This window comes from Streptomyces sp. NPDC015346 (assembly GCF_043078785.1).
GTDB lineage: Bacteria > Actinomycetota > Actinomycetes > Streptomycetales > Streptomycetaceae > Streptomyces.
Map to the genome: position 1 here is coordinate 545,142 of NZ_JBIBTW010000002.1, position 18,308 is coordinate 563,449.

Sequence of the window (18,308 nt, forward strand, 5' to 3'; positions counted from 1 at the left end):
TGGGTCCTGCCGAATGGGTGCCGGGGAGTGCCGGTGAGTGCCGGTGGTTCCGGGTCCCACCCACCCTCCGGGAGAGGCAGGACCGCCGGTACTGGCCAGATGGCCATGGTGTGACAGAATCCGGCCATGTCCTCTTCCGCGCCTCCCGTCCACCGGGTCGCCGTCCTCGCGCTGGACGGTGTGATCCCCTTCGAGCTGGGCATTCCGTCGCGGATCTTCGGCTCCGCGCTCACCGAGGACGGCTCGCCCCTCTACGAGGTGCGCGTCTGCACCCTCGACGGCGGGCCGGTCCGCACCTCCGACGGGTTCTCCCTGGTGGCCGCGCACGGCCCGGAGATCCTCGGCGAGGCCGACACCGTCGTCGTACCCCCGACGCATGAGCTGCGGGCGCTCGCGGAGGACGGCTCGCTGGCCACCGGGCCGACGGCGGCGGCGCTGAGGCTCGTCCGGCCCGGCACGCGGACGGTCTCCATCTGCACCGGCGCGTACGCCCTCGCGGCGGCCGGTCTGCTGGACGGGCGCCGCGCCACCACCCACTGGTGGGAGGCCGCGCACTTCCGGTCGCTCTTCCCGCGCGTCCGGCTCGACGAGGACGTGCTCTTCGTGGACGACGGCGACGTGCTGACCTCGGCGGGGGCGGCCGCCGGAGTCGATCTCTGTCTGCACCTGGTACGGAAGGACCACGGCAGCGCCACGGCCAACCAGGTCGCCCGGCGCTGTGTCGTGCCGCCGTGGCGGGACGGCGGCCAGGCGCAGTACATCGAGCGTCCGGTCCCGGCGCCGTCCTCGGCCACGACGGCGCCGACCCGCGCGTGGGCGCTGGGGCGGCTGGAGCGGCCCCTGACCCTGGCCGAGCTCGCGGGACACGCCGGGATGAGCGTACGGACCTTCACGCGCCGTTTCCGCGACGAGGCCGGTACGACTCCGGGACAGTGGCTGACCGCCCAACGGGTGGAGCTGGCGAAGCAGTTGCTGGAGACCAGTGACCTGACGGTAGATCACATCGCGGACCGTACCGGTTTCGGCAGCGGCAATTCGCTGCGCCAGCACATGCGGGCGCTGGTCGGCGTCTCCCCGGCCGCCTATCGCCGCACCTTCCACCGGACGACGGACGGCCCCGCGAAGGCCGGCCGGACGACGGCCGCCACAACGGCCGCCACGGCGGCGCGCTGACGGAGGGGCCGACCGGCCGGCGTCGGGTGCTATCCCTTGCGCGCGGTGTGGACCGTGCGGGCGACGAGCCGGAAGAGGTCGTCCCGCCGGTGCACCGAGAGCGGCTCGGCCGGGTCGAGGAGCCGGTCAAGGGCAGCGCGGTCGTCGTCCGCGAGCTGGTCGTCGCAGACGGCGCGGTGCCGCTCGAAGTGGGCGACGACCTGCTCCCGCACGACCGGCGACACGGGCGCGGGGGCGTCGGCCAGGAAGGTGCGGGTGCCGGCCGGGGTGAGTCCGGCGGCCCGGAGCAGCGCGCGCCAGTCGTCGACCTCCTCCTTGGCGTCGGGCAGACCCGCCCGCATCCGCCCGAACCGCTCCGAGTTGAGCACGTCGAGCCGGGCCTCCAGGCCGGGGCGGCCGATGCCCTGGTTCCACGGCAGGTGGCGGCCGGGCAGTCCGCCCTCGATCAGGACCATCAGTCCGCCGGGCCGCAGCCGCTCGGCGAAGGCGGCGAGCGCGGCCCGCTGGTCGCCGATGTGGTGCAGGGAGTTGCCGGCCCAGATGAGGTCCGCCTCGCCCAGATCGCCGATGGCGTCGGGGAGTTCGGCGTGCAGGGTGGAGACGCGGTCGCCGAGCCCGCGGGCCTCGGCCCGGGCGCGGGCGCGTTCCAGGAGCGGCGCGGTGCCGTCGACGGCGACGGCCTCGGCGGCCGGGAAGGCCTCCGCGAGGAGGGAGGTCAGGACGCCGGGCCCGCTGCCGACGTCCAGGATCCGGCGGACGCCGACGGCCGGGACGAGGGTGGCCAGCCAGTCGGCCGCCTCGGCGTAGAGGGGGCTCTCGACCTCGGCCTGGCTCTCCAGGAGTGTGGCCATCTGGGCCCAGTCCATGTGGGCGCCGTCGTCGTCGTGGTCGTGGTGGTGACGGTGGTGTTGGCTCATGGGGACAGCGTGCGGCAGAACGGGCCGGAACGGCGAACACTCTTGCCGTTCCGGCAAATTTTCGGCCGGTCGGATCCGGGGTGGCCTTCCGCGTTCAGAGGCGGGTGCGGTGCTCCTGCGGGCTGATGCCCCGTACCCGCTTGAAGGAGGCGCTGAGCGCGAAGGCGCTGCTGTAGCCGACCCGGCGGGCCACGGACTCGACGGTGGCGTCGGTCTCCCGCAGCAGGTCCGCGGCGAGCGCCAGCCGCCGGCCGGTGAGATACGTCATCGGGGGCTCCCCCACGAGTTCGGTGAACCGCCGGGCGAGCCCGGCCCGCGACGCGCCCGCGGCCGCGGCGAGCGAGGCGACCGTCCAGGGGTGGGCGGGGTCGTTCTGGAGGAGGCGCAGGGCGCGGCCGACGACGGGGTCGGCCAGGGCGCGGTACCAGGCGGGGGCCCGCGCGCCCGGCCGGGAGAACCAGGCGCGGACCGCGGCGATCAGGAGCAGGTCGAGGACCCGGTCGAGGACGACGCTCTGCCCGGGTTCGTCGCGGGATATCTCCTCGCCGAGGAAGGGCATGAGGGGGCAGTTCCACACCTCGGCGGGCAGGTGCAGCAGGGGCGGCAGGGCGTCGAGCAGACGCCGGCCGACCTCGCCGTCCATCGGGTAGGTGCCGACGAGCACGGTGGTGGATCCGTCGACGGCGTTGCCCCAGGTCCGCACGCCCAGGTGCATGGACTCGGCGAGCGGTTCGCCGCTGAGGGTGGTGCAGACGCCGCCGGGGCCGATCACGGCGTGCGGCGGGGCGTCGGCACGGTGGGCGACGGTGTACGGCTCCGGGCCGCGGGATATCGCGATGTCGCCGGGGCGCAGCGGGACGGCGGCGCCCCGGTCGGGGACGATCCAGGCCTCGCCCTCGGTGACGCACATCAGGCAGAGGGGCGCCCGGTCCTCGATCCGGACGGACCACGGCGGCTCCATGACCATCCGGAGGAGGAAGGCCCCTTTGGCCCGCGGTCCGTCGAGGAGTCCGGCGAGAGCGTCCATGGGTGGGAAGCGTAGACGCAGGCGTATGGGAGTGAGCCTGTGGAGCATGGGAAGCGGGCCCGCCGCCCGCGAGTCTGAGGGCATGACGACGAACACGAACACGAAGACCGGCACGCTCACGCACACGAAGGCCGACACGCTCACGGTCCTGGTGACGGGCGCCACCGGCAAGACCGGGCGGCGCGTGGCCGGGCGGCTCGCAGAGCGCGGCGCGACGGTCCGGGCCGGGTCCCGTACCGGCACGACCCGGTTCGACTGGGAGGACGGCGGGACCTGGGCGCCCGCGCTGCGGGGTGCGGACGCCGCATATGTGAATTACTACCCGGACCTCGCCGCGCCGGGCGCGGCCGAGACCATGCGGACCTTCGGTGAGCTGGCGGCCGCGAACGGCGTGCGGCGGCTGACGCTGCTGTCCGGGCGCGGCGAGCCGGAGGCGGTCCGGGCGGAGGAGGCGCTGCGTGGATCGGGCGCCGAACTGGCCGTCGTACGGGCCGCGTTCTTCACGCAGAACTTCACGGAGGGCGCGATGGCGGAGGGCGTCGCGGCGGGCACGATCGCGTTTCCGGCGGGCGGGACGGCCGAGCCGTTCGTCGACGCCGACGACCTGGCGGACGTGATCGTCGAGACGCTGACGGCGGACGGGCACGCGGGCCTGGTGCACGAGCTGACCGGACCGCGACTGCTGACCTTCGCGGAGGTGGCGGCGGAGATCTCCCGCGCGTCCGGCCGCGAGGTGGCGTACGTGCCGATGAGCGAGAGCGAATACGCCGCCCTGCTGGGGCGGTTCGGGCTTCCGGATCCTGAGGCCCGCTGGCTCTCGGCGCTGTTCGCCATGTTGCTCGACGGCCACAACGCGTCGGTGACGGACGGGGTGAGGCGCGTACTGGGCCGCGAGCCGCGGGACTTCACGGCCTTCGCCGCCGAGGCATGGGGCCGGGTGGTGACGGACGCGTGATGTCAGTGGGCGCTCCTACAATCCGGCCATGACTCACGCAGAGAAGTCCCCCACGGCCGACGACTCCGACTCCGACTCCGGCTACAGCTCCGGCTCCGGTTCGGACTTCGGTTTCGGCTTCCTCGACGGACAGTGGACCGTCCGCAACCGCAGACTCACCGACCACCTCGACCCGGACAGCGGCTGGGAGGAGTTCGACGGGCACACCACGGGCCGGCTCTTCTGGGACGGCCGTGCCCATGTCGACGAGATCGTCTTCCCGTCGAAGGGGTTCCGGGGGCTGACCCTGCGGCTGTACGAGCCGGAGACCGGCGAGTGGACGCTCAACTGGTCCAACAGCCGTACGGGACGGCTCGACCCGCCGGTCCGCGGTCGGTTCGCCGAGGACGGTACGGGCGAGTTCCAGGGGGTCGACACCTACGAGGGGAAGGATGTCCGGGTCCGCTTCCGCTGGTCGGACATCTCGTCCACCACGGCCCGCTGGGAGCAGGCGTTCGCGCCCGCCGCCGGTGGCGACTGGGTGACGAACTGGGTGATGGAGTTCAGCCGCGCCTGACGTAGGACACCAGCCGGTACCGGGGGTCGTCACGGCGGCGATCCTGGTCCGGCAGGGCGGCGAGCTCAGCGGCGAGCGTGTCGATCGTGTCCGGTCCGCCGTGGAACCAGGAGGCGAAGTAGCCGCTGCGCAGCTTCTGGGCCGTGCGGCGCGGTGTGCCGCCCTGGCCGTGGCCGGTGAAGTGGGCGCCGGCGGCGGGCTCCAGGCCGTGGGCGGCCGCGTACGCCGCCACCCGGTCGGCCCGGTCGGAGGCGCGTGCGTGCGAGCGGTGGGGGGCGAGGACACGGTCGATGTCGCTGCCGACGTCGTGGGCCGCGTCCTTGTCGACGGTCACGACGAGGGTGCCTCCGGGGCGCAGGACGCGGGCCGCCTCGGCGACGATCTCGTCCACGAACGGGACGAGATGGAGCAGCCAGACCGCGCTCACCGCGTCGACGGCGGCGTCCGGCAGGGGCAGCCGGCGGGCGTCGGCAAGGGCGACCCGGCCGGGGATCCGCTCCCCGGCCCTGCGGGCCATGCCGTACGACGCGTCGGCGCCGTACACCCGCAGTCCGTCGCGGGTGAGCCGCTCGGTGACCAGGCCCGTGCCGCAGGCCAGGTCGAGGAGGGTGCGGGCGCCGGGCGGGACCAGGCGCAGCACGGCCTCGGCCGCGGCGGCCGCCCGGGGCACGCCGCCACGGGTCTCGTCGTAGCGGTCCGCCTCGGCGTCGTAGTCCAGCAGGGTCTCCGTCACCCGGCAGATGGTACGGGCCCCACGGGGATCAACTGGCGCCGTGGGCCGGGGCGATGGCCTCCACGCGTTCGGCGAGCTCGAAGTCCTTCTCGGTGACCGCGTCTCCGGCGGAGTGGGTGTTCACGGCGAGCGAGACGGTGTTGTAACCGAGCGTCAGGTCCGAGTGGTGGTCCAGCTCCTGCTGGATCCCGGCCACGTGGACGACGAGCGCGGTGGCGGCGAAGTGGTCGCCGAGCCGGTAGGTGCGGGCGATCCGGTCGCCCGTGAGGGACCAGCCGGGGAGCTCCCTCAGCCGGTCCTCGATCTCCTTCTGCGACAGCGGCTCCGTGGGCACGTCCGTACTCCCTCCGGTCGGGGTTGCTGACGGTGACGATACGGCGCTCCACAGCTCGATACCCGGCTCGACACCTGGGATACCGTCTGACCATGACAACTGTGGCGACCGGTACGGGGGTGGGGCCGCTGCTGCGCGGCTGGCGCGAGCGGCGGCGGCTGAGCCAGTTGGAGCTGGCGCTGCGCGCCGATTCCTCCGCCCGGCACATCTCGTTCGTGGAGACGGGCCGCTCACGGCCCAGCGAGGACATGGTCCTGCGCCTCGCCGAGCAGCTGGACGTACCGGTACGGGAGCGGAACGCGCTGCTGCTGGCGGCCGGATACGCCCCTCGGTTCACGGAGTCGACGCTCGACGACCCCCGCCTCGACACCCTGCGGGAGGGGATCGAGCAGCTGCTCGCCGGATACGACCCGTATCCGGCGCTCGTCGTGGACGGTTCGTACACGGTGGTGGCGGCCAACGAGAGCATCGGCATGCTGCTCACGGGGGTTCCGGACCATCTGCTCACCCCTCCGATGAACGCGATGCGGATCACGCTGCACCCGGAGGGTCTGGCGCCGAGGATCCGGAACCTGCGCGAGTGGCGCGGGCACCTGCTGGCCCAGATGGAGCGTCAGATCGCGCTGGCCCGCTCGGAGGCGCTGCGCGAGCTGTACGAGGAGGTCGCCGCGTACCCGCTGCCGGAGGCGACCGGGGAGCCGGGCGACCGGGAGGACCCGGAGCCGTATCCGTACTTCGCGCTGCCGATGCGGATCGAGCACGACGGGCGGGTGCTGTCGTTCGTGTCGTCGATCTCGACGTTCAACACGCCGATGGACGTGACGGTCGCCGAGCTGGCCATCGAGACGTTCCTCCCGGCCGACCCGGCGACGGTCGCGTATCTGCGGTCCCTCAAGGGGTAGCGGCCCGCAGCGCCGCCCACTGCAGTCCGGCGAAGCCGGCGACGGTGGCGGCCTGCATCGGGGTCCACAGCAGTCCGGCGGTGGTGGGCTCCAGCCAGGCGACGAGGGCGACGACGCTGAGCACGGCCCAGAGGATGTTGGCGTCGACGACGAGCTTCACCCCGAGGGCGGAGGGGCGCGGGCGGCTCGCGAGCCGGCCGACTCCGGCGGCGAACGCGGTGAGGAAGAGGCCGAGTCCGAACAGCAGCCCGGAGTCGACGCCGAGCAGCTCGCCGAGGGGGCCGGAGGCGGCGACGTAGGCAAGCCCGTTGCCGCCGGTCACGACGGCGTCGAGGGCGAGGAACCGGCGCACCATCGACTGCGGCTGGGTGGTGCGGGAGAGACCGGCGAGCAGGGCCTGGGACATGACGGATCACCCTCCATGGGGGACGTTCGCGCTGGTGGTGGGGCCGGAGCTCGGCCGGAGTGCGCCGGCCGAGTTCCGGTGGACACCACGATGCCGCCGCGCGTGCGGCGGGTCGATTACGTCCGAGGTCATGCGGGTGAGCGGTCGTGCGGGACAGCGGGCGCCGCCGGGGTGGCGGTCAGCGCCAGACGCTGCTGAAACTGTCCAGCTGGGCCCAGGTGATGACGTTGGTGTCACGTCCGCCGAAGAGCCGCAGCTGCCGGTCGGTGCCGGCCTCCAGGCGGGCGACGCACTGGCCGCCGGTGTTGTTCCGGGGCACGTTCGCGCGGGCGGGCATGCTCGGGGTCAGGGAGTCCGGCAGGGTGGCGATGGCGGCGTCGGCGGCGAAGGTGCCCTTGACGCCGCCGCTGAGCTGGAGCGTCGTGGTGCCGGCGATGCTGACGAGCCGTCCCCTGGGGGCGTTCTGGTCGGCGGTGACACCGGCCGCGAGGGTGAGGGGCTGCCAGTCGGTGAGGACCTTCACGCCGTCGATCTCCGGCGCCGCCGACAGCATCAGGATGGTGCAGGTGCGCGGGCCGGGTTCCTCGCAGGCGAAGCCGAAGTAGAGGTGCGGGACGCCGTCGCGCAGCGCGACGGTCATGCCCTCGGGCTCGCGGTACTCGAGGCCGGGGGCGGCCACGCACAGCCGCTGGTCCAGGATGGCGCCGGTGGTCCAGTCGACGGCCGTCAGATAGGTGTTGCCCGGCGGCGGGTTCTCGGGGTAGTCGGGGTGGATGGGCATGCCGGAGAGCATGTACAGGACACCGCTGTGGGAGGTGTACCCCTGGAACCAGCCCTTCTGGTCGGGGTGGGGAATGCGCTGGATCGGCTCCCACACGCCGGCCGACGCCTTGGCCAGGTCGTACCGCTCGAAGTACATCTTCCCGTCGAGTTGGAAGCGGAGCACCAGCTCGCTCGCGCTGCGGTCGATGGTGCAGGTGACGAAGAGGGCGCCCGCCCCGGGCCGGTACGGCGGGGTGTGCAGCGGGGAGCCGTGGTCGAGGACGGTGCCGGAACGGAACTCGAAGCTGGTGACCGCCGTTCCGAAGCCCTTCTTCGAACCGTTGGGCACGGACGCCGTCTCGGTCCACAGGCGGATGACGCCGGCCCGGTTCTCCAGGCCCATGCCGACTCCGTGGCCGAAGCCGCGCAGGTACATGTAGCCGGTGATGGCGCCCGCCGGGTTCAGGCGGGTGACGCACAGGTCCCCGTGCTCGATGCGCGTGGGGTAGTCGACGGCCGCCGGCTCACCGGTGAGCTGGATGCCGCCCGACATGGGCTGGAGGACGAAGATGTCGCCCGAGACCGGGTCGATGCCGAACGACTGCATGACGGTGGTGTTCTTCAGCGGGCGCCGGTGGAGCAGCTTGCCCACCGGTCCCGCGAGGTCTATCTGTCCTTCGATGGTGACGCTCAACGCTGCCGCTCCTCGGTCCAGTTCCGGCGTTCACCGCCGGGCACGGGAAGTCTGCCAAAGATCCGGACGAAGGCACGACGGCGGGCACCAGGAACTTTCAGCGGCCGGCGGCGTCCTCCCGGGTGGGCGCGGCCTCGGACGGGCTCTCCTTGGCCCGGGTGCGTTCGGGCTCGGCCTCCGTGGCGTGGGCGGTCCGGTCGTGGCGGGCGGCCTCGGCGCGCAGCATGGCGTTGAGTACGGCGAAGGGGTCGACGGGCATGGCGAAGCTCCTCGGGTGCGTGGGGGTGGGGGGGCTGGGAGAGGCTTCGGCCTCTCAGCAGCGCATCACCACGCACCGGTGGGCGTCGTTCCGCGGGCGCGGTACGGAGGCGGGGGCTCCGGCCGGCGGCCGGGCGGGGGCCGGTGCGCGGCGCGCGGCCCGGGGGCGGACGCCCCGGTAGCGGGGCCGGGCCCGGCCGGGCGGCGTGGCCTCGGTCTCGGCGACCTCCTGGCTCTCGCCGACGGGTTCGGGCGCCGTGCTCGCGGCGGGTGGCCTGGCCTCGGCGCCGGCCGGGCCGGCGCCTCCCGCGCAGACCCCGAACAGCGCGGCGAGCACCAGTCCGAGGACGACGACACCGCGCCGCGCCCGACCGACGATCCCGGTCGCGGCCGTGGACGGCCCGCGCACCGGCCCGTCCACGGGGACGGGGAGTTCGGCGCGGTGCGCGGGGACGGGCGCGGGGCTCATGAGAATGCGTACTGCCCCGTGACGGGCACGCCTTGCCGCAGGCGGCCCCGGATCCGCCCGGGCGGCCTACGCGGGCAGGCCCGAATTCACCGGCTCGGGTGCGTCCTCGGTCGCCGCCTCCACCGCCACCGCCGTGGCCGTCGCCGTCGCCACCGCCGTGGCCGTCGCCGCCGCCGCCGTCGCCGTGGCCGTCGCCCGTACCTTGCGGGCCGCCATCCACGCGTACACGAGCACACCGGCGAAGAGGAACAGCACACCCTGGTAGACGGCCGCGTAGCCGGATCCCGCCACCAGCCACATCGAGAAGGCGAAGGCGGCGAAGGCCAGGACCGCGTCGCGGATCAGGCGGGCGCGGTGGACGCGCTCGGTCCGGCCGGAGAGCAGGAAGTAGATCTGCGCGGCGGTCGACAGGAGGTAGGGCACGGTGGCGGTGAAGGTGGTGACGAGGACCAGGATCTCGAAGACGCCCTGGGTGCCGGCCGTGTAGTTGTAGACGGTCAGCAGCGAGGCGAGGACGACGGTCACGACGACGCCGACCGTCGGGACCCCGCGCCGCTTGTGCGCGAAGGCCTTCGGGAAGAGGCCGTCCCGCGCAGCCGCGTAGGGGGTCTGGGCGCTGAGCAGCGTCCAGCCGTTGAGCGCGCCGACCATGGAGACGAGGGCCATGCAGGCGACGGCGGTCCCACCCCAGGAGCCGCCGAACATGACGTTCACGGCGTCCGAGAAGGGCGCGCCGGAGTCGATGAGCCGGTCGTGGGCGACGGTGCCGAAGACGGCGAGGGTGCCGAGGAGGTAGAGGGTGGCGGCGCCGAGGGTGCCGAGGACGGTGGCCCGGCCGACGTTGCGCCGTGGGTCGCTGACCTCTCCGGCGCTGACGGCCGCCGACTCGACCCCGAGGTAGCTGAAGAGCAGGATCGCGGCGGAGGCGGATATCGCGCCGAGGGGGCTGCCGCCGTCGGCCTGGAAGGGTCCGAGGTTGGCGCTGTCGAAGAAGAACAGTCCGCCCACGGCGACCAGCAGGAGGGGGACGAACTTCAGGACGGTCGCGACGAGCTGCACGGCGCCGACGTACCGGGTACCGGCGAGGTTGGCGAGGGCCGGCAGCCACTGGAGGGCCAGCGCGGCGGCGATGGTGGCGGTCGTCGACCCGTGGACGGGGACGAGGACGTCGAGGTAGCCGACGGCGGCGACGGCCAGGGCCGCGTTGGAGACCCAGGTGGTGATCCAGTACGACCACGCGGCGAGGAATCCGGCGAAGTCGCCGAAGGCCTCGCGGGCGTAGACGTAGGGACCGCCGGTCAGCGGGTGGCGTCGGGCGAGGCGGCCGAAGACGAGGGCCAGGGCGATCGCCCCGAGGGTGAGGACGCCGAAGGCGACGAGGCTGATGGTGCCGTAGGGGGCGACGGAGGCGGGCAGCAGGAAGATTCCGCCGCCGATGATGTTGCCCATGACCAGGGCGGTGGCGACCGGCAGGCCGAACCGCCGGGCGGGCTTCATGTCGTCTGGAGTTGCGGCCTTGCTCATGGGGGGTGGTGCGCCTTCCGTCGTACAAACCCGAACATGGTCCGGGATACGAGACGCGCCACCAAATCAGCCGCTTTTGTCCGGCACGACGGGGCCATCAACCGGAAGAAGTGCTTCCGGATCGGCTGTCGGCGGGGAAATCTCCACCGGGATCTGCGGGCCCGCGCACTCCCTCAGCCACCGCCGCAGCACGCGGTGCACCTGCTCGGCACCCACCAGACCGGCGGGAGGGACGGACAGGTCCACCGGCCACAGCAGGAAGGGGTACGACTGCTCCCCGCCGAGGCCGCCGTGCGAGCCGATCTGCTCCTCGAAGGCGTGCACCGTGCCGGTCGCCGGGTCGTACATCGAGTTGACCATGATGTCGGCGACGTGCGGGAATCCGTCCGTGCGCCGCACCGCGTCCGCCGCGCCCGGCCCGAAGACCGCGAGCGGCCCGAGCGGCCCCGTCTCGGCGAGTTCGGCGACCGGCACCTCGGCCCCGTCCCGCCCCAGCACCACCGACCCGTGCTCGGCGCTCGCCACGAGCAGGAAGCCGATGCCCGGATGGTTGGCGAGGGTGCGCAGGAGAGCGGGGTGGCGGCGGTCGATCTCCTCGCGGGTCACCCGGTGGGGCACATCGGGGAAGGAGATCAGGCCCAGGTTCCCGGAGGCCAGCACCACCGGCTCGGAGGGCCGGACGGCCGGCCCCCCGCCCGGCGCGCCCTCCGCCGCCCACTCGTCCTCGGCGTCCACCGGACGGTGCAGGGCGCTGCGCAGCGCGTCGCGGGCCGCGTCCCTGGCCTCCGAACCGCTGGGAGTGCGCCGCACCCGGCGCGGCACGGGCAGGCCGCAGCCGGCCCGGACCAGGTCCTTGAGGGTCAGGCCGTACGCCGACTCGAAGGTCTCGCCGGGGCTCTGGCCGTGGTCGGAGAGGAGCACGATCCGGTACGGGCGGGGCGCGTGCTCGGCGACCTTCGCGATCAGCGCGATCGAGCGGTCCAGGCGCGCGAGGACCTGGTCGGTGTCCCGGCCGTGCGGGCCGGAGTGGTGCGCCACCTCGTCGTAGGCGACGAGGTCGGCGTAGACGGCGGTCCGCCCCGCCAGCATGTCCCCGATCACCGCGGCGACGACGACATCGCGCTCCACGACCGTGGCGAAGGCCCGGATGAAGGGGTAGGCGCCGCCGCGCGAGACCCTCGGGGTGTCCCCGCGCAGCCGGGACCGGGTCGACTGGACCATCTCCCGGGCCGCCTCGGCGACGAACGACCCGGCGGTGCGGACGGCGTTGGCGGGATCGGAGAAGTAGGCGAAGTAGCCGGCGCGCGAGCGGTTGCGCCGACCGCGCCGGGCGGCCATCGACAGGACCAGGGCGAGCTGGTCGGCGCCGCCGCTGAACAGGTTGCCGCGGGAGGCGCCGTCGAAGGTCAGCAGCCCGCCGTCACCCGTGCGTTCGATGGCCCGCCGCTGGAGTTCGACGGCGCTCGCGGGCCGGTTGCTGACCATCAGCCGGCCGGTGTCCTTCTCGTACCAGCGGAAGGCCGGCACGTCCTCGTTGGAGCCGTGCAGGATGCCGAGCTGGCTGGCGCCGGTCTGGCTGGACCAGTCGGTACGCCAGGGGGTGAGCCGGTGGGTGGTGCCGAGCCAGTCGGCGACGGTCGGCATCAGCCCGTCGGCGACGGCGTCGCGCAGCACCTGGTGTCCGACGCCGTCCAGTTGCAGGAAGACGGTGCCGTGGACGGGCTCCGCGCCGCCGGTGACGCGCCGGGGCCGCTTGCGGTCGGCGAGCCGGTAGAGGCGGCGGCGGTAGGCCTCGTCGTCGCGCACGGCGAGCGCGGTGGAGGTGGCGGAGGCGACGGCGGACATCACGGCGGCGACCACGACGGCGGTCTCGGGGTCGGCGGCGCCGCGCCCGTCGGGGATGAGCCAGAGCGCGAGAAGCAGCAGCGAGCCGTTGAGGAAGAAGACCAACAGGCCGAGCACCAGGGCCGGTACGAGCAGCAGCGCCCGCACGATCACGGGCCACACCAGCGCGCCGAGCAGACCGAACGCGCCGGCGCCCCAGGCCGCCGTGAGGGCGGTACGGGTGATGCTGTCGCCGTCGGTGGACTGGAGCTGGAAGTCGGGCAGCAACCCGGCCAGGGCCAGCATGGTGAGGGTCGACACGGCCCAGACCACGATCACCCGCGCCAGGGCGCTGCCCGCGGTCCGCCAACGGCCGGCGGTACGCCATCGCCCGTCACCCACGCCTGGTTCACCTTTCGCCCGTCACCTGCCTCAAGCGTGGCACAACGCCCGCCGGGGCCGGGGGCCCTCGACAGGGCGTTGCCCTCCCCCGGGCGGCTAACAGCCGTCGTAGCCGGCGGTGGGCATGGAGAGCCGGCGATGGACGTCGGCCTTCGCCGCCGCGTCGTACGACGGTTCGTCGAGGCCCGCGGTCTCCAGCCGTACGCCTCGGCGTTCGCACTCGGCGAAGAAACCCGGCACATCGGTCAAGGCCCGTGCCAGGACCCGCTCGTTGGGGGCGACGAAGAGGTCGACGTGCCCGGCGTCCACGTCCGCCCAGAGCGCGTCGTGGTCGGGCCGGATCCCGTAGAAGAGCAGCTGCCTGGTCACGACGTACCCCTTGTCGTGGGCCCAGCGGGCGCACATCGCGTGCTGGCTGCGCGTGTCGACCAGGAAGGGGTCGCTGTCGAGTTCCTCGAGCGGGGTGAGGCTGGCGATCGCCGCCACCCGAACGTCGTCCATGGCCCGACCCTACTCCGAACGGCGGCGGTCGAGGAGGGCGCGCCCCGGGGTCACGGCGGCGAGGAGTATCCGCAGGTGTGGCAGATCCTCCAGCCGTCCTGGGTGACGGCCAGGACACCCCCGCACCGCGGACACTGCGCCGCGTTCCAGACCGTGCCCCACGCGCCCCGTATGCCCCACGAGCCCCTCGCGCCCCTCGCGCCCGTTCCCCTCATTCCCCTCGTGCTCACCGCGGCTCCCATCCCCTTGCTGACGGATGGCTACCCCCGCGACCCGCCGCGGACGCCCCGCGTCACCCGCCGTGGACATCTACCCTCGGTACCAGTCCCCTCGGTTCGATGGAAGGACGGCGGTGCGGTGGAGGTCACCTGGTGGGGTCATGCCACCTGCACGGTCGAGGACTCCGGGGTCCGGTTCCTGACCGATCCGCTCTTCGCGCGCCGGCTCGCGCATCTGAGGCGGCGGCGCGGCGCACCGCCGCCGGCGGAGGCCGCGGTCGCCGAGGCGGTGCTCGTCTCCCATCTGCACGCGGACCATCTCCATCTGCCCTCGCTCGCCCGGCTCGCCCCCGGCACCCGGCTCCTCGTGCCGCGCGGCGCGCCCCGCTCCGTACCGGGGCTGCGGCGGCTCGGCGGGCAGGGGCTGCGGGTGACCGAGATGGGTCCGGGGGACGAGGTGAGCGTGGAGGGCGTGACGGTACGGGCCGTGCCGGCGCTCCACGACGGCCGCCGGCTGCCGGTGGGGCCGCACCGCTCCCCCGCGCTCGGGTACGTCGTGGAGGGCGAGGCGCGGACGTACTTCGCCGGGGACACCGGTCTCTTCGACGGAATGGCGGAGGCGGTCGGGCCGGTGGACGTGACGCTGCTCCCGGTGGGCGGCTGGGGGCCGTATCTGGGACACGGTCATCTGGACGCGGGGCGGGCGGCGCGGGCGCTCGCGGCGCTCTCCCCCGCGGCGGCCGTGCCGGTGCACTACGGCACGTACTGGCCGATCGGGATGGACGGGGTGCGCCCGCACGAATTCCACTCCCCCGGCGACGAGTTCGTGCGGCACGCGGCGCGGCTCGCGCCGAAGGTGGTGGTGCACCTGCTCGGCCACGGCGAGCGGGTGCGGCCCGAGGTCTCCCGGTGATCGACGGGCTGGTGAGGGCGGTGGGGGACCTGCCGCCCGAGTCGACGCAGCAGGCCGTCGGCTACCCCTCGCTGTTCCTCCTGGTGGCACTGGGCGCGCTGGTGCCGGTGGTGCCGACCGGGGCGATCGTCAGCTCGGCGGCCGTCGTCGCGTTCCATCAGACGGCCCCCTGGGCGCTGTTGTTCGTGTTCCTGGTGGCGGCCTTCGCCGCGCTCCTGGGCGACGCGGCGCTGTACTGGCTGGGGCAGCGCGGGATCCGTTCGAAGAACGGCTCCCGGTGGCTGGCGGCGCTGCGCCGCCGGGTCACGCCCGACCGGCTCGCGCAGGCGCGGGCGAAGCTGGAGGCCCGTCAGGTGTCGGTGCTCGTCCTGTCCCGGCTGGTGCCGGCGGGGCGGATCCCGGTGATGCTGGCGTGCCTGCTGTCGGGCATGCCGCTGCGCCGGTTCCTGCGCGGGGACGTACCGGCGTGCCTGGCGTGGGCGGCGACGTACCAGCTGATCGGGATCGTGGGCGGCTCGCTGTTCCCCGAGCCGTGGCAGGGCGTGGTGGCGGCGGTGGTCCTGACGGTGCTGATCAGTGGGGGGCCGGGGGTGTGGCGTCGGCTGCGGGAGGCCGGGGGCGCCCGGAGGGCACGGCGGAAACCCCGGCGGAAAGCGAGGCGGAAAGCGCGGCGGAGTGCCCGTCAGGGCGCGGCCTCACGGGGCCAGCACCCTTGAGGCGCCCACCGGGAGGTCCCAGAGGTCCTCGCGGGGCAGGCCGGCGCGGCTCCAGGCGGCCCTGACCCGGGTCAGGGGTTCGAGGACCGGCTCCGAGGACAGCACGAAGGTCGCCCAGTGCATCGGTGCCATCCGTCGCGCCCCCAGGTCCTGGAAGGCGCGGACGGCCTCCTCGGGATCGGTGTGCACGTCGCTGAGCCACCAGCGCGGCTCGTACGCGCCGATCGGCAGCAGGGCCAGGTCGATACGGGGGTGGCGGCGGCCGATCTCGGCGAACCAGTGGCCGTAGCCGGTGTCCCCGGCGAAGTACACCTTCCGGTCGGCCGGGTCGGTCAGGACCCAGCCTCCCCACAGCGAACGGCAGGTGTCCCGGAGAGTCCGCTTGGACCAGTGGTGGGCGGGGACGAACTCGAAGCGTACGCCGTCGAGTTCGGCCGCCTCCCACCAGTCGAGCTCGGTCACCCGGGCGAACCGGCGGCGGGTGAACCAGCGGCCGAGTCCGGCGGGGACGAAGACCGGGGTGTCCTGCGGCAGCCGCTTGAGGGTGGGGGCGTCGAGGTGGTCGAAGTGGTTGTGGCTGATGACGACCGCGTCGACGGGCGGGAGGTCCTCCCAGCGCACGCCGACCGGGGTGATCCGGGCGGGGGTGCCGAGGATCCGGCGGGACCAGACGGGGTCGGTGAGGACGGTGAGGCCGCCGACGCGGAGGACCCAGCTGGCGTGGCCCGCCCAGGTGACGGCGAGGGTCCCGGGCCCGGCCGGGGGCAGCGGGCCGGGCGCGAACGGCAGCAGCGGGATGTCGCGCAGGCCCTCGGGGCCGGGGCGTACGGCGCCCTCCCGGGCGAGCCGGGCCATGGCGCGCAGGCCGGGGAGCGGTGCGGTGAGCCGGTCGGCGAAGGAGCGCGGCCAGTCGTTCCGGATCCTGCCGACGGGCTGGAGCCCTCCCCCGTCCGACGGCGGGGGCCCGAACGGCACGGTGGGCGGCACGGTGGGCGGCACGGCGGACGGCACGGCGGACGGCGCGGGGGACGGCGCGGCGGGGGTGTCGCGGGAGGCGCGTTCCGTCTGTTCCGTCATCTGCGGGCTCCGTCCTGACGTGGTGGACGCGGGTCGGGTCGTCGGGTGCTCGGGTTCCTCAGCCGCGCCCCGTGGTGCCGGACTCCTCCGGATCCCGGCGGAGTTCCTCCAGGGCGGCTCCGAAGGCACTCAACGCGCGTGCCACGTGCGGCAATTCCAGGGGGTCGGGGGACGTGAGGGACTCGCTCCGCTCCTCCTCGGTCGTTCCCAGGAGCGTGCCGGTGTCGAACCGGACCCGCAGCGCGCCGAGTTCGTCCCCGAAGCGGTGTCCGCCGGGGACCGGTGTGCCGAGCCGCCGGGTGAGGTGGTTCTCCAGCTCCAGGGAGTCGGTGACGTCCCGTGCGGCGAGCCCCGGCCGCAGCGGTCCCAGGTCGGCGTAGAGGTGGCGCCCGGCCTGCGGGGGCAGGGCGAGGGCGCCGGCGGTGAGGACGGCGTGGTGGGCGGCCGCGGCGACCCGCGCGTGGAGGGAGGCGGCGCGGCCGGCCCGTACGGTGACGTCCTCCGGTTCGTCGAGTGCGTACGCCGCGGCGGCGGCGACCGGGCCCGCGACGACGGCGCCGAGTGCGGTGAGGATGTCGAGGGTGCGGGCGCGGGGGTCGGTCCAGCGGTCCGCGCGGGAGGGGTCGGTGGGCGGGAAGCGGGCCACCGCGCACGGCCAGGCGGCCGGCGCGAGGGCGCCGGCGAGGTCGGTCAGGACGGTGACGTCGTCGGGGCACATCTCGGCGGGGCTGACGAGCACGGTGTCGTGAGGCCGGTGCAGGGCGTCGCGCCAGGTCTCGTCGCTGACGATGTGCAGCCCTTCGGCGACGGCGGCCTCGCAGGCCTCGCTGAGCAGTTCGGGCGGGGCGAGGGTGGCGGTGGGGTCGTCGGGGACCGAGAGCAGCAGCAGCCGGGGGTGGCCGCCCTCGGCGCGGACCCGCCGCACGGTTTCGAGCAGGGCGTACGGGTCGGGGACGCCGCCGCACTCGGCGGGCGTGGGCACGTGGTAGGCGGGGCGGCCGAGGAGGCGGGCCTGCGGGGTCCACCAGGCGGGGCAGGGCCGGGGCATGAGGACGTCGCCGCCGTGGGCGGCGATCAGGGCGAGCAGGAGCGGCTGGGCGCCGGGCGCGGCGACCACGTCCTCGGCGTGGGTGCGCAGGCCGCGGCGCCACCAGTAGCCGCTGGCGGCCTCGCGCAGCAGGGGGCCGCCGCCCGAGGGCTCGGCGGCGGTGCGGGCGGCCGCGGCGGCGAGGACGGCGGCGAGTCCCGGCAGCACGGGCAGCCCCGGCTCGGGAGCGGGCGGCCCGTAGCGCACCGGGCCGCGGCCTTCCGGACCCGTCTGCCCCATCTCCCGCACCTCCTGAACACCGGCGGGCGTCGCACGGCGCCACAGTGCCTTTATACGAAGGTTCGGGCGCGCTCGCCGCTTCGGGACACGGCGACCCCGCCTCCCGGCCCGTCGTGGACGGTGGTCCGGTCCGCGCGGGGCCCCGTCGACCGGACGCCCCACCACGGTGGCGAGGAGACGCCCCCGGGTGGGCCGGACCGCCCGCTCGACCGGCGTTTCCGGCGCACACGACGGGGGCCGTCCGGGTGAGCGAGGGGACAGCCCCCAGACCTAGAGCGGAACGCGCGCGACCAGGGCGGCCAGCAGCGCACACGCCGCCGCCCCCGCCCAGAAACGCGGCGAGCGCGGGTCGTCGAGGGCCTTGCGCGGGGTGCCGGCCTTGCGGAGGGCCTTTTCGACGAGGGGGGCGACGCCCACCGCCACGTACACCCTGACCGCCGTCTCCATCAGGTTCCAACCGCCGTCGGGCGGCAGCAGGAGGAAAGCCAGGGCGAATCCGGCGGTGACGGCCGACTCCAGCCTCCAGCCGCGGCCGTGCCGCAGCACGAGTACGGCCTGGGCGGCCAGGAGCAGCAGGAAAGCGACTTGGAACACGATCACTGAGACGCCTCGCTTCGTGA

At 74.4% G+C, this 18,308-nt stretch carries 20 protein-coding genes; 6 read left to right on the top strand and 14 right to left on the bottom strand.

The genetic code is table 11. The features are described 5' to 3' along the window. Nucleotides 1-126 precede the first annotated feature (126 nt). Nucleotides 127-1,173: a GlxA family transcriptional regulator gene (locus ACF06X_RS08435; protein WP_392286438.1), complete on the top strand. Its 1,047-nt coding sequence runs from the start codon at nucleotides 127-129 to the stop codon at nucleotides 1,171-1,173. 29 nt (nucleotides 1,174-1,202) lie between these two features. On the opposite strand, the gene ACF06X_RS08440 is transcribed toward ACF06X_RS08435, so the two are convergent. Next, nucleotides 1,203-2,090 carry a class I SAM-dependent methyltransferase gene (locus tag ACF06X_RS08440; RefSeq protein ID WP_392286439.1) on the bottom strand — a complete coding sequence of 296 codons (888 nt, stop codon included), beginning with the start codon at nucleotides 2,088-2,090 and terminating at the stop codon, nucleotides 1,203-1,205. Nucleotides 2,091-2,184: 94 nt separating this feature from the next. Beyond that, a complete protein-coding gene (locus ACF06X_RS08445) occupies nucleotides 2,185-3,117 on the bottom strand; it encodes an AraC family transcriptional regulator (RefSeq protein WP_392286440.1) in 933 nt (310 codons plus the stop codon). 82 nt (nucleotides 3,118-3,199) lie between these two features. Between ACF06X_RS08445 and ACF06X_RS08450 the strand changes: the two genes are divergently transcribed. After that, nucleotides 3,200-4,072 (top strand): NmrA family transcriptional regulator, encoded by an 873-nt coding sequence (locus ACF06X_RS08450; RefSeq protein WP_392286441.1) that lies wholly within the window; start codon nucleotides 3,200-3,202, stop codon nucleotides 4,070-4,072. A 28-nt stretch (nucleotides 4,073-4,100) separates the two neighbouring features. After that, nucleotides 4,101-4,628, top strand: coding sequence for a hypothetical protein (locus ACF06X_RS08455; protein WP_392286442.1), 528 nt, complete (start codon nucleotides 4,101-4,103; stop codon nucleotides 4,626-4,628). On the opposite strand, the gene ACF06X_RS08460 is transcribed toward ACF06X_RS08455, so the two are convergent. Then, entirely contained in the window at nucleotides 4,615-5,349 is a 735-nt protein-coding gene (locus ACF06X_RS08460; RefSeq protein WP_392286893.1) for a class I SAM-dependent methyltransferase, read from the bottom strand. The two genes, ACF06X_RS08455 and ACF06X_RS08460, sit on opposite strands and share 14 nt — an antisense overlap. A 40-nt stretch (nucleotides 5,350-5,389) precedes the next feature. Beyond that, nucleotides 5,390-5,695, bottom strand: coding sequence for a 4a-hydroxytetrahydrobiopterin dehydratase (locus ACF06X_RS08465; RefSeq protein WP_392286443.1), 306 nt, complete (start codon nucleotides 5,693-5,695; stop codon nucleotides 5,390-5,392). A 92-nt stretch (nucleotides 5,696-5,787) separates the two neighbouring features. On the opposite strand from ACF06X_RS08465, the gene ACF06X_RS08470 reads away from it, so the two are divergent. Beyond that, nucleotides 5,788-6,597, top strand: coding sequence for a helix-turn-helix domain-containing protein (locus ACF06X_RS08470; protein WP_392286444.1), 810 nt, complete (start codon nucleotides 5,788-5,790; stop codon nucleotides 6,595-6,597). Here ACF06X_RS08470 and ACF06X_RS08475 read toward each other — a convergent pair. The 7 genes from ACF06X_RS08475 to ACF06X_RS08505 form a co-directional block, all read right to left on the bottom strand. Further along, on the bottom strand, nucleotides 6,587-7,003 hold the full coding sequence (locus ACF06X_RS08475) for a hypothetical protein (protein ID WP_392286445.1): 417 nt from the start codon (nucleotides 7,001-7,003) through the stop codon (nucleotides 6,587-6,589). The genes ACF06X_RS08470 and ACF06X_RS08475 overlap by 11 nt on opposite strands. Before the next feature lie 178 nt (nucleotides 7,004-7,181). Beyond that, nucleotides 7,182-8,459 (bottom strand): hypothetical protein, encoded by a 1,278-nt coding sequence (locus tag ACF06X_RS08480; RefSeq protein WP_392286446.1) that lies wholly within the window; start codon nucleotides 8,457-8,459, stop codon nucleotides 7,182-7,184. A gap of 97 nt (nucleotides 8,460-8,556) precedes the next feature. Then, on the bottom strand, nucleotides 8,557-8,718 hold the full coding sequence (locus tag ACF06X_RS08485; RefSeq protein ID WP_392286447.1) for a hypothetical protein: 162 nt from the start codon (nucleotides 8,716-8,718) through the stop codon (nucleotides 8,557-8,559). Between the two features lie 54 nt (nucleotides 8,719-8,772). After that, nucleotides 8,773-9,186 (bottom strand): hypothetical protein, encoded by a 414-nt coding sequence (locus ACF06X_RS08490; protein ID WP_392286448.1) that lies wholly within the window; start codon nucleotides 9,184-9,186, stop codon nucleotides 8,773-8,775. 66 nt (nucleotides 9,187-9,252) lie between these two features. Then, a complete protein-coding gene (locus tag ACF06X_RS08495; protein WP_392286449.1) occupies nucleotides 9,253-10,710 on the bottom strand; it encodes an amino acid permease in 1,458 nt (485 codons plus the stop codon). A 66-nt stretch (nucleotides 10,711-10,776) separates the two neighbouring features. Next, nucleotides 10,777-12,936, bottom strand: a complete 2,160-nt coding sequence (locus ACF06X_RS08500) for a phage holin family protein (protein ID WP_392286450.1) — start codon at nucleotides 12,934-12,936, stop codon at nucleotides 10,777-10,779. 96 nt (nucleotides 12,937-13,032) lie between these two features. Then, the gene (locus ACF06X_RS08505; protein WP_392286451.1) at nucleotides 13,033-13,437 is read right to left on the bottom strand and encodes a hypothetical protein; all 405 of its coding nucleotides are present in this window, start codon (nucleotides 13,435-13,437) and stop codon (nucleotides 13,033-13,035) included. A gap of 357 nt (nucleotides 13,438-13,794) precedes the next feature. Here ACF06X_RS08505 and ACF06X_RS08510 point away from each other — a divergent pair, with 357 nt between their 5' ends. Next, nucleotides 13,795-14,568 carry an MBL fold metallo-hydrolase gene (locus ACF06X_RS08510; RefSeq protein ID WP_392286452.1) on the top strand — a complete coding sequence of 258 codons (774 nt, stop codon included), beginning with the start codon at nucleotides 13,795-13,797 and terminating at the stop codon, nucleotides 14,566-14,568. Continuing rightward, the gene (locus ACF06X_RS08515; protein ID WP_392286453.1) at nucleotides 14,565-15,284 is read left to right on the top strand and encodes a DedA family protein; all 720 of its coding nucleotides are present in this window, start codon (nucleotides 14,565-14,567) and stop codon (nucleotides 15,282-15,284) included. Before ACF06X_RS08510 ends, ACF06X_RS08515 begins: the two co-directional genes overlap by 4 nt. Here ACF06X_RS08515 and ACF06X_RS08520 read toward each other — a convergent pair. The 3 genes from ACF06X_RS08520 to ACF06X_RS08530 all read right to left on the bottom strand — a co-directional run bounded on the left by ACF06X_RS08520 (nucleotide 15,264) and on the right by ACF06X_RS08530 (nucleotide 18,282). Then, nucleotides 15,264-16,361, bottom strand: coding sequence for an MBL fold metallo-hydrolase (locus ACF06X_RS08520; protein ID WP_392286454.1), 1,098 nt, complete (start codon nucleotides 16,359-16,361; stop codon nucleotides 15,264-15,266). The two genes, ACF06X_RS08515 and ACF06X_RS08520, sit on opposite strands and share 21 nt — an antisense overlap. 58 nt (nucleotides 16,362-16,419) lie before the next feature. Beyond that, on the bottom strand, nucleotides 16,420-17,688 hold the full coding sequence (locus tag ACF06X_RS08525) for an aminotransferase class I/II-fold pyridoxal phosphate-dependent enzyme (RefSeq protein ID WP_392286455.1): 1,269 nt from the start codon (nucleotides 17,686-17,688) through the stop codon (nucleotides 16,420-16,422). A gap of 270 nt (nucleotides 17,689-17,958) precedes the next feature. Continuing rightward, a complete protein-coding gene (locus tag ACF06X_RS08530) occupies nucleotides 17,959-18,282 on the bottom strand; it encodes a hypothetical protein (RefSeq protein ID WP_392286456.1) in 324 nt (107 codons plus the stop codon). Between the last annotated feature and the right edge of the window lie 26 nt (nucleotides 18,283-18,308).

Excerpts from the sequence above, each read along its gene's own strand:
- ACF06X_RS08495 (WP_392286449.1), bottom strand. The coding sequence starts at position 10,710 with ATGAGCAAGGCCGCAACTCCAGACGACATGAAGCCCGCCCGGCGGTTC.
- ACF06X_RS08435 (WP_392286438.1), top strand. The coding sequence starts at position 127 with ATGTCCTCTTCCGCGCCTCCCGTCCACCGGGTCGCCGTCCTCGCGCTG.
- ACF06X_RS08450 (WP_392286441.1), top strand. The coding sequence starts at position 3,200 with ATGACGACGAACACGAACACGAAGACCGGCACGCTCACGCACACGAAG.
- ACF06X_RS08490 (WP_392286448.1), bottom strand. The coding sequence starts at position 9,186 with ATGAGCCCCGCGCCCGTCCCCGCGCACCGCGCCGAACTCCCCGTCCCC.
- ACF06X_RS08455 (WP_392286442.1), top strand. The coding sequence starts at position 4,101 with ATGACTCACGCAGAGAAGTCCCCCACGGCCGACGACTCCGACTCCGAC.
- ACF06X_RS08505 (WP_392286451.1), bottom strand. The coding sequence starts at position 13,437 with ATGGACGACGTTCGGGTGGCGGCGATCGCCAGCCTCACCCCGCTCGAG.
- ACF06X_RS08470 (WP_392286444.1), top strand. The coding sequence starts at position 5,788 with ATGACAACTGTGGCGACCGGTACGGGGGTGGGGCCGCTGCTGCGCGGC.
- ACF06X_RS08440 (WP_392286439.1), bottom strand. The coding sequence starts at position 2,090 with ATGAGCCAACACCACCGTCACCACCACGACCACGACGACGACGGCGCC.
- ACF06X_RS08445 (WP_392286440.1), bottom strand. The coding sequence starts at position 3,117 with ATGGACGCTCTCGCCGGACTCCTCGACGGACCGCGGGCCAAAGGGGCC.
- ACF06X_RS08525 (WP_392286455.1), bottom strand. The coding sequence starts at position 17,688 with ATGGGGCAGACGGGTCCGGAAGGCCGCGGCCCGGTGCGCTACGGGCCG.
- ACF06X_RS08485 (WP_392286447.1), bottom strand. The coding sequence starts at position 8,718 with ATGCCCGTCGACCCCTTCGCCGTACTCAACGCCATGCTGCGCGCCGAG.
- ACF06X_RS08520 (WP_392286454.1), bottom strand. The coding sequence starts at position 16,361 with ATGACGGAACAGACGGAACGCGCCTCCCGCGACACCCCCGCCGCGCCG.
- ACF06X_RS08475 (WP_392286445.1), bottom strand. The coding sequence starts at position 7,003 with ATGTCCCAGGCCCTGCTCGCCGGTCTCTCCCGCACCACCCAGCCGCAG.